Consider the following 15,050-nt stretch of genomic DNA (forward strand, 5'->3'; position numbering starts at 1 on the left):
AGTGCGCTCTTCGAGGAAAACATTACTATACATATAGCACCTTGAATGCATATTCAAGTGCGCTTATGTTAGGGATGGTTTCCCAGGATGATGGTATTGGATTAATGAGCGTTACTGAAACACTAGATAGCAAAATCAAAGCACAGGAAGAAAAGCTAAAGCAGTTAAAAGCTCAAAGACAGGCAGCACTGGCAAGAGAACGTGCCAAAGAGAAAGAACAGGCAAGAAAGGACGATACCAGACGTAAGATTTTAATCGGTTCTTGTATGCTAAAAATTACTGAGGATGATGAACTGGCTCGGGCAAAATTGATTGCTCAAATGGATAAGTATTTAACGGATGAAAGAGATCGTAAGCTGTTTAATTTATCTCTTAATGAAAATTCACTTATTTGAAATAACGCATCAATAGGAACGTATTATGAGATTTCTGATTGCTTTACTTTTCCCTTGGTTCCTATTTTTTACTATTGGCAGACCATTCGTAGGAATGGTCTGCTTATTTCTTCAAATTACGATTTTAGGTTGGATTCCGGCTGCAATCTGGGCGGTGTATGCTTTATCGCAATATAAAACTGATCAGAAGATTAAAAAGGCTTTAGGTTAAATAGATTTAATGAAGAATATTTTTTGAAATACTCTACATTAGATTTTTAAAAATTATTTAATGTCAATTGTCAGACTTTAGCGTGAAAAAAATTAAAAAATGTGCTCAAAGTCTGACAATTGCTCTTCGTCAAAATATATAAGATACTGTTCTTAATAAATTTATTATAGTATTCAATACTTAGGACCGCATATAAATGGCTAACTTATTACAAAAAATCTCATGGAATGAAAACCAATATCAGATGCCTGATATTTCAGGCTATTATGTTGAACAAGGGAAAGATAATTACATTGCTGAATCAGGAATAGGTCATGAATCCTGGAACTTTAATAAGTCAGAATTAATTGACGGAAAAGTTTATGGTTATTTAAAAGCTGATGTATCTACCTTATTCAATGAAAAACATAATATTTTCTTCTTTTCTAGAAATTTGAATAATGAATTATATCTAGTTGGCTACTATAAAGATTGTAAGTATCTTACCGAAAAAGAAAGAATGGAATTAAGAAACAAAATGGTAGATTCAGGTCTCTTAGATAAGCGCATTAATCAAGCGTACCGTATTCTAAGAGAAGAGAATGATTTTTCAGAATGGGCTTGGGATGATGTAGAGGCTGAATTTGGATTTGAAATAAGTTCTTTTAAACTAGAAGTACTGCCTGAAAATGTATTCTTCTTTAAAGAAAGAATTTTATTTACTGAAGAAGAATGGAAAGCTGCAACTGGTAAAGGATGGCAAGAAAGATATGGAAACTATTCAATTATTCCAAATCTAGAAACCTTTAAACATAAGATCATGAAGGAAGAATTTGCTTAAACTTCTGTTAGATCAATCTAAGAAGCTCATACTTCTAAAACAAAGCCCGTGTAAAAGTGGGCTTTTGTATTTCGCATAAGAGATTTTATGTTAAATAAGACTATTAAGATCAGTTATAATTATCCAATAAGTGATTAAAAATAATAAGGTAATTTATGTCTACATGGGTGTGGGTACTTATTTATTTGGCAGTTAGCTTAATGTTCAAATGGATTATTTCATGGGGTGGAGCTGATTATATTAAAGGCTGGAAGAGTATCTTTTTCTTAGATATGGAATCAAGCTCATGGAATGAAGAACAGCTTAGAGCTATGGCTTTGTTTCTATGGATAGCATTTACCATTCTTTTTATTATAGGTTTAATTTACCCCGAATTTAGATTCTATAAGCTTAAAAATAGTTTGTAAAAAACGGAGCTTAAGCTCCGTTTTTATGGGTGATTTTTTAAATCATTCAGCATTGCATCACGTAAAATCTTATTCATACGTGTCTGATAGCCTTTGCCTTGTGCTTTTAGCCATTGCATGACATCTGCATCAATGCGTACTGTAGTCACTTGTTTAGTTGGCTTATAAAACGGATTTTGGACAGCATTTTTCCAAAAGCTTTCATCAAGTTCAGGAATGTCGGAAAAGTCTATTTCACTGTCTGCGCGTTTAGCCAGAGCTTCAAGTCTTGCCTTTTGTTCTTCAGACAAAACAGGAGGTTTATTCAAATCTACTTTGTACGTAACGGTTTTGCTCATACTGTTTCCTCTCTTTTTTCTCTGCCTGTCGTGCCGAAATAATGCGGATATGATCCATCCCATTATGGTCTTGTACTGTGTGGGCCACCAATAAAACAGCTTGCCCATGTACCATACCTATCGCTTGCCAACGATATTCACCATTTTCAAAGCGATCCTGTTTATATAAGGCATGAGCATCGTAAAAAACCAATGTCGCATCTTCAAAAGCTATACCATGCTTTTTAAGGTTTATTTCTGCTTTATGCTCATCCCATGAAAACTCAATTTCCATAGTTGCATCGCTTTTTGTTAATATAAAAATGTTAATACAAAATTGTAACTTTTGCAAAGTTCTTCCATTTTTTATTGGCAAAAGCTTACAGAATCGAACATAAAAAAGCCGACTTGTTTCAAAATCGGCTTTTTGCTCATTTTTAGATTTTTCTGGTTTTATTAAGTGTCTGATATTTATATTAATATACAAGTGTATTGCGTATAACCACCATTATGTTAAATGGAGGTAAATTTTATTTATATTTGTCAATAGAATTGAATGTGTGATCAGGTTAACATTTATTTACATTTTTGAGGTAAAATTATTAAGTATTGATAAAAAAAGAAATCTCATGTGATTTGTTTTTTAACTATTATCCATATTTTTAATAATGAAAATAATTTGATGATGTTCAAAATATTTTCACGCCAAAAGGTGTTTAAAATGAAAAAAATGAACTCAATGTTATTAGTTACTGCTCTAAGCGTGGTAGGAATAACAAATTCTGCATTCGCGGCAGATGGTGTTATTGCTATAAATGGTAAAGTAATTAATGGTACTTGTACACTTACAGGGTCTGCTGGTGCTACTGGCACAGCAAACAATGTTGCTGTGCAGCTTGATACTGTCCGTAATACCGCATTTACAGCTGCTAATTCAACTACAGGCACGAAAGAGTTTACACTCACAGTAACAGACGGGACTGGCGTAGCTGGTAGTTGTGATGCCCTTACCATTGGTGCCATTAAAAACATTACTTTAAGCGGAACGGCTGGTACTAACTATGATTCAACCAATAAATCATGGTTAATTAACACAGATACTTCTGCACCAACGACTAAAGATGTATTTGTACAAATTCTTAATGTAGATGGTACAACACCAATTGATTTCTCATTAACAAGACAGTTAAGTGCTCCTACTGCGGGTGCTTACGCACTTAAAGCTCGATATATTTCAAACAAGGCAAGTCCAGCCTCTCAAACTGTTAAAACTAGTATTAACTATACTTTAGAATATAACTAAGTTTTTAATTTGGAATAAATAATGTTGCGTACATGCCTTTTATCGCTGGCTATATTTTGTAGTCAATCAATTTTTGCTGGTGTCACAATAGATGGTACGCGCATTATTTTTCCCTCCAATGCCAAAAGTATCAGTGTGCAATTACGCAATGGATTTAGTACACCCGCTTTAGTACAGACTTGGATTGATAACGGAGACATTGATCAAATTCCCAATGCAGATCAGATACCTTTTGTATTAACACCTCCTTTATCTCGTGTTGAACCAAATAAAGGTCAGATTATCCGTATTATTCCAACAGGTTCTCCAAGTTTACCGCAAGACCGCGAATCATTATTCTGGTTCAATATGTTAGATATCCCGCCTGATGATCCGCAATATGTGGGGAAAAATCTTTTAACTTTTAATGTTCGAACACGTATCAAGCTATTCTACCGACCTTCAAATCTTAAAATGTCTGCAAATACAGCGTACGCTTCGATTAAGGCTAAATATAATCAATTAACTAAAGAAATTAATTTAAATAATCCAACGCCTTATTTTATTACGATTACACAAATGGATTTTCAATCTAAATCTGAGCATATGGATTATAGTCAAGCTGTTATGCTTAAACCTTTTTCACAGCAAGTTGTGGATGAACTTACTGTAAATTTTTCTCCTGAAAAGTTTTCTTATCAAATTGTGAATGATCTTGGTGGTAACCAGAATTTTGAAACTAAATTTGATTAAAATTTTTTGCTGAGAATAAAGTGGATGAATAATAAATATAAGTGGGGTTGTTTTTGTATTTTTATGGCATTAATTACAAAAGTGTATGCAGCTTCTAGTGAAGAAGCCTTTACACAAAATTTAGAAAAACTCTCAGCAAAAAATCAAACCCAATTTATGGCTTTTAGTTCAGCCTCTTTATTTGGTAGTAAAAATAAAGATGTAAATTTAGATTTATTCAGTACAGCAAATTATATTGCTGAGGGAAACTATATCGCTGATGTTTTAGTGAATGAGCGTTTACTTGGTGAATTAAATCTTCTTTTCAAGCATTTAGATGATTCAAACAGCGCAGTTCTGTGTGTAGATCCTATTTTACTCACTAAGTTAGATTTGCAAGATGATTATCTAAGACAAATTCAGAAAAAAGATTGTTTAACTATCAAAGAAATCTCTCCAGACGCATCTTATAATTTTGATATTTCAACCCAAGCATTAGCAGTATTTATTCCACAAAAATTTGTAAAAGAAAGACCACAAGGGTATATCGACCCTGCACGATTCGATAAGGGAGTTAACTCTGGTTTTTTTGGTTATAGTGCAAATTATAATCATACTGAAACGAGTGATGACCAATATTTAAGTCTGACTGGCGGGTTAAATATTAATGGCTGGTATTACCGACATGCAGGTAATTTTCAGTCAAATAGCCATTCTAGTTTAGGTAACTATCGTTCATATAAAAATGTTTTAAATCGTGATATTTTACCTATTCATTCACGGATCAGTATTGGTCAGTTTAATACCAATGCTTTACAACAAGAAAGCTTACCTATTGTCGGGGTACAACTGGCCTCGGACTTAAATATGCTGCCTTGGTCAATGCGCTATTATTCGCCTGTCATTGAAAATGTGGCTTATACCAATGCCCTAGTTCGTATTTTCCAAAATGGACAAAAAATATATGAGCGTACTGTCCCTGCGGGACCTTTTAAAATTACAGATTTAACCTCAACCTCATCTGGCAACTTGACTCTTGAAGTAATTGAAAATGGGGGTGAAAAGAAAATCTTTATTATCCCAATGCAAAATAGTTTTAATCTGCTTAGACCAGAACAATATAATTATAGTCTTGCTTTAGGTAACTATAAAACTATTGATAAAATAACCGAAAGTACCATTTTACAGGGTAGTTATAATTATGGTTTAAATAATTATTTGACCTTGTTAGGTGGTGTAAATCTGACAGAAAACTATCAAAGCATGCTCTTAGGTACAGGTTTAAATACAGCCATTGGCGGCTTTAACTTAATCGGAAACCTGAGTAAAGCTTCTATATTCTCCAATGATTATCAAGGACAACGTTTGTCTTTAGATTATATTTATAATTGGAATTCATATAATTTTAATGTAAATATTGGTGGTATTTTACAAAGTCAAAACTATTTGACGGTATCAAATGCACTGGCCTTGTTAAATTATGATGAACTAATTGATGATGAACAGACAAATTTAACATTAACTGCTGATTTAAAAAATCAATTTAATATTAATTTGAATAAAAGCTTTAGTAATGAACGTTTGGGTTCTTTTAGTTTTGGTTTTTTAACCAATCAATATTGGACTGATAAACCGAATCAATATCAGTTTAATCTGAACTATGGAAATGCATGGAAATTGCTGAATTATTCGATTGGGGTAAGTCAAACCAACTATGTGAATAATAGTACTAAATCAGATGAAAGTATTTACTTGAGTTTATCATTACCATTAGATTATAAAAAATCGAATATATTTGTAAATTCGAACTATCAGCACAATACAGTGCAAGATCAAACAAACGATAATTTTGGTGTAAATCTATCAGGTACTTCAGGTGAGCATAATAATATTAATTTTGGATTAGGTATTTCTCAGTATCAATCTAGCGACTCTAACTCGACTACATATAATGCGAATATCGGCTATTTATTGCCGCAAACAAATTTAGCAGCGACTGTCTATAGTAATGGAAACGATACTCAATATTCAGTTTCTGCTCAAGGTGCGATTGTTGCACACTCTTATGGTATTACCGCAACTAATTCAGTTGCAGATACTTACTCTATCATACATGTAGAGAATGGTACTGGTGCGACTGTAGAAAATGCATGGGGTGTGAAGTTAGATCGTTGGGGCAATGCAATCTATCCCAATGTATCTGCCTATAATCTGAATTCGATTGCGATTAATCCTGACCAATTGCCACCAGAAGTTACTTTAGATAGCAACCAAACTCAAGTCATACCGCGTTTATATAGTTCAACTTTAGTGACATTTAAAGCAAATGTGCAGTCAAATATTTTACTAAGAATAAATAATCCTATCGAAAAAATACAATTTCCAATGGGAAGTCGTATTGAAACTCAATCAGGTAAATTGGTTGGGATCATGGGACAGTCGAATCAATCTTTACTTAGTAATGATATCCGTGATTTAAACGAGCCATTAAAAGTTATTTGGGGGGATCAAGTAAAACAGAGTTGTCTGATTCCTTTAGAGGATCTTTCCTTGGTTTTAAGTAGTAAAGTAACTCAACTGAGTATTGTTAATGTGGAGTGCCATTAAATGTTTAAGCAGCTTTTGGGACTCATTGTCATTTTATTATATTGTTCAAAAGTATATAGTTTATGTGGAACGGATATAAATCCTGTGAACTTTACAGCCACAATGGCAAGTGCACTGAGTGATAATAGTTATCACCAACTTTCCTCACAAGCTGTACGGGTGTCTTCTCCGGAACCTATTTCAGGGTGTTCTTTTAGTGGTTCAAGTGTCTTCAAAATGGCACCAAATACCGATCTGCTAACCTCATCAACGATCACTAAAGGTGAATATACTTATTATCAAATTCCAGCAAGTTTCATTACACCGCTACCAACTTTTAATGTTTATATGGCGTTTAGTGTAAAAGATAACCAAGATAATGCTGAAGAACATTGGGTCAATGATGCAACAAGAGCATATACAATTTTTGAAGGTAGAAGTTCGACCCGAGGGATTCGACTAGAGAATGTTCGTCTACTGGTCTCTGGTATTGGAAATGCGCAGTCGACATTTGTCATAAATAACCTAAGACTTGGGCAGCTTACTGCTCTTAGCGGAATTGCTCAATCAGCTAGTACAATCATTAGATTATCCAATTCTACTTTTAAAATCACTAAAACAACCTGCGTAGTGAATAGCGGTGCAGCTATTAATGTAACTCTTCCAACGGTTCGCACGACAGATTTTACTTCCATTGGTCAAACATTAGGTGATACGACATTTACTGTGAATGTCAGTGGCTGTAATGCAATTGATGCGAATAAAAGCCTAGTTGCACTTCTGACTGATAATAATAATGCAGCAAGCAATACTCTAGGGTTATTAAAAAATACTGGGACTAATTACTCTCCAAATGTTTCGGTACAAATAACGGATAGCAGCGGTTCACCACTGCCAATTGCACCTAAGGTAATAGGTAGTTCGAGTAGCTTTTTCAACTTTGGTACTATTGGAACAGGAGGTACGGTTTCTAAATCATTTAAGGCACGTTATTATTCTAATGCTATTCCAGTACCAGCGACTGGTGTATATGCTCAAGCAACAATTACGCTTATATATAATTAAATCTAAGATTAACATACAACAGGTTATGTGGGCTCCCAAGGCATGGCTTTCAGTCATGCTTTTTTTATCAAAAGAGTATAGCTGAATGATAGCGAGCCAAATCGCATACAATATCTATCATTAGACTTAATGAAATAATTAAATGATAGTATTATCATTAATCTAATAGAATTAAGATTAAATGATAAAAATGAATACACGTATTTATCTACGAGCTTCAACTAAAGATCAAGATGCAGAAAGGGCTTTGCAGATTCTGCAGGATCTAAACCAAAACTTGAATTTGGGCGAAACCATTGTGTACGTGGAAAACTATAGTGGTACGAAGTTAGACCGACCTGAATTGAATAAGCTACTGTCAGAAGCAAATCAAGGTGACACCTTGTTGGTTGAAAGTATTGACCGATTATCACGCCTAACCCAACAGGATTTTCAAGAGCTGAAGCGCAGGATTCAGGAGAAAGGACTTCGATTAATTGTGGCAGATCTTCCTACTACCTACCAAATGATTCAAACCAGTGACAGCATTACTCATTCAATCTTGGAACTCATCAACAATATGTTGATTGATCTCCTGGCAACAATGGCCCGCCTAGACAATGAGAAACGTATAGAACGTATTAAGCAGGGCCTGGAACGTTCGGGTTACAAGCCAACAGGTAAGAAAGCCAATGAGGCTAAGCACAAACGAATAAAAGAATTGCTAGCAGCTGGCAATATGACTAAGGAAGAAATTGCCAAAGCAGTGAATTGTGGAGTTGCAACTGTTTATCGAGTTGCTAAAGTCATTTAAAAAGGCTTGTATCAGTGCTTCCCTTATGTCATATCTATTTACAAAGGAGCAAGGCATTCTTAAAGATCAAAAGACGGAATTAATGATGAAAAAGCATTTGATTTTCCTTGTTTTTATAGTGATGGTTTTTATTTTAGCTCTGGTTGTAAAGATTAATAATGATCATAAAAAAGGGCAAGCATTAAAGAAATTGGAAATAGTTGAAAAGCAAATCCCTTAGGTAAAAATTGACTTATACTTATTTAAATAACGCTAATAACTAAGCCCAAAAAACACCTAGACCCAGTGCTATACACGCTTAGTTTTTTATATTTCAAAAGAGTATTTTAGCAAATATCATAAAAGACCGGTCTATTCTCAAGCCGGTTTTTTATATCGCAGAGTATCATGGCTTCATGATAGATATATGAATATTAAGATAAATAAAAAGCCCTATAGTCTCTCCCGTTACTATAAGGCTTATAAAACGCTGTAATTTTTTCTTAATTACCTACTTTTCGATGTAGGTTATGAATATATTTTACCTATTGGTAAAAATAAAGATATAAGACAAAAGATGAATACGTTAGGAATTCCGCGTAAAAACTACTAATTTCGTATAACAGCCATTATGTTAAATAACTTTTAGAAGCTTTAGTACAAGCTTGACAGATTGTCTTATCATTATAAAATAACCTTATTCAAATCATCCTCCCAAGAGTAACGCCAATGAAGTAAGTCATTTTCTCATCATTATTTTTAAACTTTTGATGTGCAAAATAGATTCTACTTGTGGCTATATATTCTTGGTCTCTACTTTATATCCTAAATAATATATTGTTTTTTATAAGTTAATCTTCACTATTTTGCATATCCTCTACATGAGGAATTTTTTATGCAACATGCATGTATTGCTTCAAACTTAAATTTAGAATTTTCTACACAGAAAATGTTTGATCAGCTAAACATTACGCTTTTATCAGGACAGGTTTCTGCATTAATTGGACGTAATGGTTTAGGTAAATCCCTATTGTTCAGAATATTAGATCAAAGCCAAGCTTTAGATATTCATTATAGTGGTCAAGTTTCATGGAATATCCAACATGATTATTTGGCACAATTAGAACGCCTTAATGCTGAAAATATTGCACAAGCATTAGAGGTAGATCATTTACATCATGCTTTTCGGCGTATAGAGAACAATACAGCTAGTTTTGATGATTATGAGTTAGTTGAAAATACCTGGGATTTACCACAAAAATGGCAAAATATACTTGAAAATGCTGACTTACCTACGGATTTGAACTTTCCAACAGAAAAACTGAGTGAAGGACAAAAAACAAAGCTGGCTTTATGTCGTTTGTTTTTAAAAAAGGATCACTATCTACTTTTAGATGAACCAAGCAACCATTTAGACTCAACATCTAGACAATGGTTAATTGAGAGTATTTTGGCACACCCTAGTGGTGTATGCCTGATTAGTCATGATCGCCAATTACTCAATCAAGTCCAACATATTTATGCTTTAACTGAATTAGGCTTACAACACTACAAAGGTAATTATGAGCATTACATTCAACAGCATCAGCTACACATGGATGCATTAACTCAGTCTATTAATAATGAGAAAAAAGAATTAAAGCAGTTAAAACAACGGCAACATGATAGCTTAATGAAAGCGAATAAACGTCAATCTAAAGGCAATGAACTTCGTGATTCTAATTCTCAAGCAAAGATTTTTCTAGATTTCAAAAAGGAAAATGCTGGACAAAGCTTAGGTAAGCTACGTGCCCAACAAACTCGACAAACTGATGATTTGAAAAATAGTCTGATTAATAGGCAGACCATTGTAGAAAAAATCAAAGCTCAGAAGTTTGAATTCCACTTACAGAGTACGAAGCAAGGAGAGATTTTAAGAATTCATGATTTAAAGCTACCCCATACAGCAACAAATAAAATTAATTTTGCATTGAAAGCTGGCGAAAAAATCCATCTTAAAGGTGCTAATGGAATTGGTAAATCAACCTTATTGAAATTGATTTCTACCCATCAACGTGATGATATTTTCTTTAGTGGAACATGTTTGTATTTAGATCAAAACTTTAGTTTATTAAATAATGATTTATCCGTAATCGAAAACCTTGCACTTTATAACTCCAATCTTACTGAAGTTGAGTGGAGAAATTTGTTAGGTCAGTTACGTATTCGTCGTGAAAAAGCTTTATTAAAACTATCAGAACTGAGTGGTGGTGAAAAATTGAAAGTCGCATTATTAGCAATGAGTCACTATCCTGATGGTATTGATTTATTATTGCTTGATGAACCAGAAAATCATTTAGATATTGAGTCTAGAGAGCTTCTATCGCAGGCTATTAGCCAATATCAGGGCGCTGTAATTTTAGTTTCACATGATCATTTTTTTGTTGAACAGTGTGAAATATCTGAAGAGTATTTAATTGAGTAAAATGACATTTTCAAATATATAGATTTATTAGTTCTACTAAAATTAACATAATACGCCTTATACGAAATGCGTTATAATTCTCTTGAAAATTCAACGCTGTAGTTTCTAGTTTATAGCCCGAACATCCCTGTTCGGGCTTTTTTTATCTTTTTTAGTGTTCCACGCTTAATAAATAAGCAATGTTCCACGATTTTATTCAGTTTTAATAAACATCATCCGGTTTTTTGAGGAGTCATTATTTCATGTGCTTGCACTGAAATTGGCTCATCAAAAAAGTGGAGTCCTGGTTAACCGTAAGGAAGGAAAAAACGACTCAGGAAGCCCCTCTTTTTAGGTGTAGGCTCAATATGTTCTGGAACAGGGATGCGTTTGTTCTCTGGAGTAGTCAATCCGTCATAGTTCGATTCAGTCTGTGGCCAAGAATCTGTTGCTATATCCTGTTCAGATTCATGATCGGTAAACGTAGTCATATTGGCTTTTGGAGCTTCCAGTAAGCGCTGCATGGCCTCAATCTGTTCTTGATAAAACGATTCACGTTCTAATGATTGATTTTCTCTCTGTATTGCCTGATTTAATTGTTTTTCCAGCATGTCAACTTGACGTTTTAGCAAGTCAACTTCTGTTAAGTTATGCCTACTAGTTGATTGACTTTGGTTGACACTAGAATTGCTTTTTTGTGGTTCCCCAAAAACTCTCAAGGCTTCTGAAAAGTCAATTAATCCATCCGATCCTTTTGATAAATTTCCTTTCTTTATATGGGCATATACAGCTTGTCTTGAATATCCATATAATTTCGCTAGTTCTGAAACTGACAGTTTTTTCATTATGTAAACCAGTTTTCAAATAGTGTTAATAGTTGATTGTTAACTTTACTATGTCAATTGACATCATTCATTGAAAGCCGACTTTTCGAAGTAATGGCATAAATTCTTTTAATTTATTTGGCTCTTGCAGCATGGTTACAATCCGAGCAGCAAACTGTTCATAGCTTTCATTACCTTGTGAAAGTTTAGCCATCTCAGGAAGTTCTGATAATTTACTAGCAAATAAATATCGTTGTGCATCAGTCAAATTGATTTTTAGCTCTTTGTCCTGACTAATGTCATTGGCTGTATTTGTTGCTGACTTTTTCTGTTTGAAGCTAAATGAAAAGCCCGTAATGGATCTGCCGGTTTTATGTTGTTCAACTTTGACATTAATATCGGTATGTTCATTTACTTGCTTTAATGCAATGTCTAAAACATATTTCTTAAAATCGTACATCCTTTTGTATTCAGTCTCGAGTACACCTATTTTTTGTCTGAAATCGTAGATAGTTATAAGAGGCGTTTTTCCGGTACTACGCCACGCAATCAATATTTCATATAAGCGAACAGCATAAGCACTCGTTAAATTGCTTATTTGCTGTATCTCATACTTTGTAAATTGTTCTTCTAATCGAGTTATTAAAGGCACAATAGCTGGAGCAAAAATAAGTCTAACGACAGCCTCATTATCAATATAAGCAACCTCGCTTACCCATCTTGACTTGTGATTAATGACATTACCTTTTTCACTAAGACTTTGATAACTGAATTGTCTTGCAAATAGGTCATCGCAAGCATCTTTTAAGGCTTGATAAGCAGTATTTCGATGTACACCAAATTGATTGATATAACTTTCAGCATGAACTGTTAATGGATCATTAGCATTTATCCCTTTACCTGATTCCCTGGCTTCAACGATAGCTAAAAGAATTAATCGTTGTTCTACTAGATCAAGGTTATAACTAGCATTAATTAAAGCGTTATCTTTGACAATTAGTTCGGTTTTCATATGAAAAATTTATATTTTTAAGTCAATAAGACGAGGTTATATTATCAACTCGCTTAATGCAAGGTAAACCTCGTTTTAATGCAAGGTAAACCTCGTTTTAATGCAAGGTAAACCTCGTTTTAATGCAAGGTAAACCTCGTTTTATAATCTCTCAAAGCCTTATAAATTCAGGTTTACAGGCTATCTAAAAGCATTTAAAAGCTTAAAAATAATTAAAAGCATATTTCATGAAAAATTGCCCTTGGTTTTCGCTTCGCTCAAACTCTATTGAATCTCGCTTTCGCTCGATTCGTCGGGGCAATTTTTGGTTCACGTTTTCGTGACTTTTAGAAAAAGCAAAAGCAACTCGGAATTCGCTTCGCTCATAAGCTTTTTTTTCTCGCTACGCTCGGTTTAGGAATCAAATTTGGAAAGTTCGCACCCATTCGGGATGCTCTGTAAAGCAGGTGATTGATGGATAGGGAGCTTGTAATCAGGGAAAGGGATAAGCAAATTTTTTCAGTTCGCTCGTAGACACTCGCTCTGTTTATCGACTCATGCCACGAGATTTCATTTTTGGCGCATGTTGCTTTGCTTTGAGCTGTTGTTCTTGTCTAAGTTTCATTTGTTGTTCTGCTTTGATCTCATCCACACATTTTTTAATGACTTGATAGGATGGGTATAGAGTCTGGTATTGCTTGGCTTTGGCCGGATGTTGTTGTTGGTACTGCTTCCAGGCATGTTCTTTGAACTTTTCATTCTCCAATAAATCCTTCACACCATGTTTTTTCTGGTGTTCATGCTGACCTTTCAGCTTTTTATGTTCCTGGTAGATCTCATCACGTTGGGCTTCCCAGGCTTTTTTTCCAAACAGTAAGGGTTTGTTCTGGGTTAATTCGTTGTGTTGATCGACCAGGCTTTGCAATTTGTCATGACTTTGCTTGAGTCCACTTTTCACGATCTCCTGGGCAAGCTGCTGATTGAACTCGTTTTGATGTTTGTGGTGCTTGGTCAGGTTTATTTCGGCTTGTTTGAGATTGCGCTGCATAAAATCCAGGTCTAAATTCGCGTCTTTTGCGCTGATTTCGCGTTTTAGCACTTTGCCAAGGGTTTCCCTCTGTTTTTCCTCAAACAGGGCTTTTTCGTCAATTGGTGGCGTTTTAGCGCTATTTTTGATTTGGATCTGCTGTTCTGTTTTCAGTGTATTGAGTTTGATCTCATTTTCAGCAATTAGAACGCCCATATTTTTGTCGTATTGCAACTGAGCCTGATTTCTCTGTTTGATTTCATCATTGCTTCGGCTGATTTCGGTTTCGATGCCTCTTCTACGTAGTTCGGTGACTTTCGGTCCTTCGTGCAGGGTGGCTTCCAGGCCATTCTCCTGGTCTTTGTAGCTGCGGTGGTCGACCCGGGCTGTGGATCCGGCCAGATCCAGGTGCACATTGCAGATATCGGCAAAGTGTTCACGCCAGTGATCGATTTCTCCACTGTGTTTCTGATCGAGTTCCCGGGTTTTCTCTGTAAAACCTTCTGGCGTAAGTTTACGTGTGCTCATTAGGATATGGGCGTGATAATTGCGCTCATCACTGCCGGATCCGGTATGCGGTGCATGAATACAGGCATCGACTGCTACCTGATGCCTTTCCACGATGCTGGCACATAATTCTTCAAGCATGGCCAGACGTTGTTCCTGGTTCAGTTCACTTGGAAAGGCAATTTCAAATTCCCGGGCCACAGTCGAGTTTTTTCGGGTTTCCCGTTGTTCAACTTCGTTCCAGAGTTTTTCTCGATTTTTTAAATGCTGTGGTGCGCTTTCGGGTAAATAAATTTCTTTGTATTCCACACCAGTTTTTCGGCTGTAGTCATGTTCTCGGCCTTCACGTTCACAATAGATCTTTTCACCTGCCCGATAGGCAATCGCAGCAGTGGCGGAACGCCCTGCTGATCGTGCTACGGTTTTGACTGAAAAGTGGTAAATCGCCATGTCTATTTTTCGCTTTTAAATTTTCACGTAGTGAAATACAACCGTGAATACGGTTGTCGGGGTATTGGGGAGACCCCAATCGTACTTGCAAACAAAGTTTGCATAAGTGCGCTCTTCGAGGAAAACATTACTATACATATAGCACCTTGAATGCATATTCAAGTGCGCTTATGTTAGGGATGGTTTCCCAGGATGATGGTATTGGATTAATGAGCGTTACT

Annotated in this window: 16 protein-coding genes; 11 read left to right on the forward strand and 5 right to left on the reverse strand. The window is 35.1% G+C overall.

Annotated features, from left to right (window positions below; translation table 11 throughout):
• Positions 1-104: 104 nt before the first annotated feature.
• From FTU95_RS13935 to FTU95_RS13950, 4 genes are all read left to right on the forward strand, one after another.
• Positions 105-395 carry a mobilization protein gene (locus FTU95_RS13935; protein WP_153575743.1) on the forward strand — a complete coding sequence of 97 codons (291 nt, stop codon included), beginning with the start codon at positions 105-107 and terminating at the stop codon, positions 393-395.
• A gap of 25 nt (positions 396-420) precedes the next feature.
• The gene (locus FTU95_RS13940; protein WP_180078818.1) at positions 421-606 is read left to right on the forward strand and encodes a YqaE/Pmp3 family membrane protein; all 186 of its coding nucleotides are present in this window, start codon (positions 421-423) and stop codon (positions 604-606) included.
• Between the two features lie 196 nt (positions 607-802).
• Positions 803-1,426: a hypothetical protein gene (locus tag FTU95_RS13945; RefSeq protein ID WP_039253272.1), complete on the forward strand. Its 624-nt coding sequence runs from the start codon at positions 803-805 to the stop codon at positions 1,424-1,426.
• A 155-nt stretch (positions 1,427-1,581) separates the two neighbouring features.
• Positions 1,582-1,833: a hypothetical protein gene (locus tag FTU95_RS13950; RefSeq protein ID WP_004969151.1), complete on the forward strand. Its 252-nt coding sequence runs from the start codon at positions 1,582-1,584 to the stop codon at positions 1,831-1,833.
• Between the two features lie 23 nt (positions 1,834-1,856).
• Here FTU95_RS13950 and FTU95_RS13955 read toward each other — a convergent pair whose 3' ends face one another.
• Positions 1,857-2,171: a BrnA antitoxin family protein gene (locus tag FTU95_RS13955; RefSeq protein WP_096902543.1), complete on the reverse strand. Its 315-nt coding sequence runs from the start codon at positions 2,169-2,171 to the stop codon at positions 1,857-1,859.
• On the reverse strand, positions 2,134-2,445 hold the full coding sequence (locus FTU95_RS13960; RefSeq protein WP_096902542.1) for a BrnT family toxin: 312 nt from the start codon (positions 2,443-2,445) through the stop codon (positions 2,134-2,136). The genes FTU95_RS13955 and FTU95_RS13960 overlap by 38 nt, the downstream gene beginning before the upstream one ends.
• 426 nt (positions 2,446-2,871) lie before the next feature.
• Between FTU95_RS13960 and FTU95_RS13965 the strand changes: the two genes are divergently transcribed.
• The 7 genes from FTU95_RS13965 to FTU95_RS13995 all read left to right on the forward strand — a co-directional run bounded on the left by FTU95_RS13965 (position 2,872) and on the right by FTU95_RS13995 (position 11,051).
• Positions 2,872-3,453 carry a fimbrial protein gene (locus FTU95_RS13965; protein WP_180078819.1) on the forward strand — a complete coding sequence of 194 codons (582 nt, stop codon included), beginning with the start codon at positions 2,872-2,874 and terminating at the stop codon, positions 3,451-3,453.
• 21 nt (positions 3,454-3,474) lie between these two features.
• Positions 3,475-4,185: a molecular chaperone gene (locus FTU95_RS13970; RefSeq protein ID WP_180078820.1), complete on the forward strand. Its 711-nt coding sequence runs from the start codon at positions 3,475-3,477 to the stop codon at positions 4,183-4,185.
• Between the two features lie 24 nt (positions 4,186-4,209).
• A complete protein-coding gene (locus FTU95_RS13975; RefSeq protein ID WP_180078821.1) occupies positions 4,210-6,771 on the forward strand; it encodes a fimbria/pilus outer membrane usher protein in 2,562 nt (853 codons plus the stop codon).
• A complete protein-coding gene (locus FTU95_RS13980) occupies positions 6,772-7,815 on the forward strand; it encodes a fimbrial protein (RefSeq protein WP_180078823.1) in 1,044 nt (347 codons plus the stop codon).
• A 181-nt stretch (positions 7,816-7,996) separates the two neighbouring features.
• Positions 7,997-8,608, forward strand: a complete 612-nt coding sequence (locus FTU95_RS13985; protein ID WP_076755244.1) for a recombinase family protein — start codon at positions 7,997-7,999, stop codon at positions 8,606-8,608.
• Positions 8,609-8,633: 25 nt separating this feature from the next.
• Positions 8,634-8,828 (forward strand): hypothetical protein, encoded by a 195-nt coding sequence (locus FTU95_RS13990; RefSeq protein WP_005237343.1) that lies wholly within the window; start codon positions 8,634-8,636, stop codon positions 8,826-8,828.
• 654 nt (positions 8,829-9,482) lie between these two features.
• On the forward strand, positions 9,483-11,051 hold the full coding sequence (locus FTU95_RS13995) for an ATP-binding cassette domain-containing protein (RefSeq protein ID WP_159124549.1): 1,569 nt from the start codon (positions 9,483-9,485) through the stop codon (positions 11,049-11,051).
• Positions 11,052-11,338: 287 nt separating this feature from the next.
• Here the strand turns inward: FTU95_RS13995 and FTU95_RS14000 are convergent, their stop codons facing one another.
• From FTU95_RS14000 to mobQ, 3 genes are all read right to left on the reverse strand, one after another.
• Complete coding sequence (locus tag FTU95_RS14000; RefSeq protein ID WP_180078825.1) at positions 11,339-11,875, reverse strand: plasmid replication DNA-binding protein; 537 nt, start codon at positions 11,873-11,875, stop codon at positions 11,339-11,341.
• Between the two features lie 67 nt (positions 11,876-11,942).
• Positions 11,943-12,866 (reverse strand): replication initiation protein RepM, encoded by a 924-nt coding sequence (gene repM, locus FTU95_RS14005; protein ID WP_004282204.1) that lies wholly within the window; start codon positions 12,864-12,866, stop codon positions 11,943-11,945.
• A 526-nt stretch (positions 12,867-13,392) separates the two neighbouring features.
• A complete protein-coding gene (gene mobQ, locus FTU95_RS14010; RefSeq protein ID WP_180078827.1) occupies positions 13,393-14,829 on the reverse strand; it encodes a MobQ family relaxase in 1,437 nt (478 codons plus the stop codon).
• Positions 14,830-15,050: the final 221 nt, after the last annotated feature.

It is taken from the genome of Acinetobacter sp. YH12208 (assembly GCF_013418055.1).
GTDB classification, from domain to species: domain Bacteria; phylum Pseudomonadota; class Gammaproteobacteria; order Pseudomonadales; family Moraxellaceae; genus Acinetobacter; species Acinetobacter pseudolwoffii.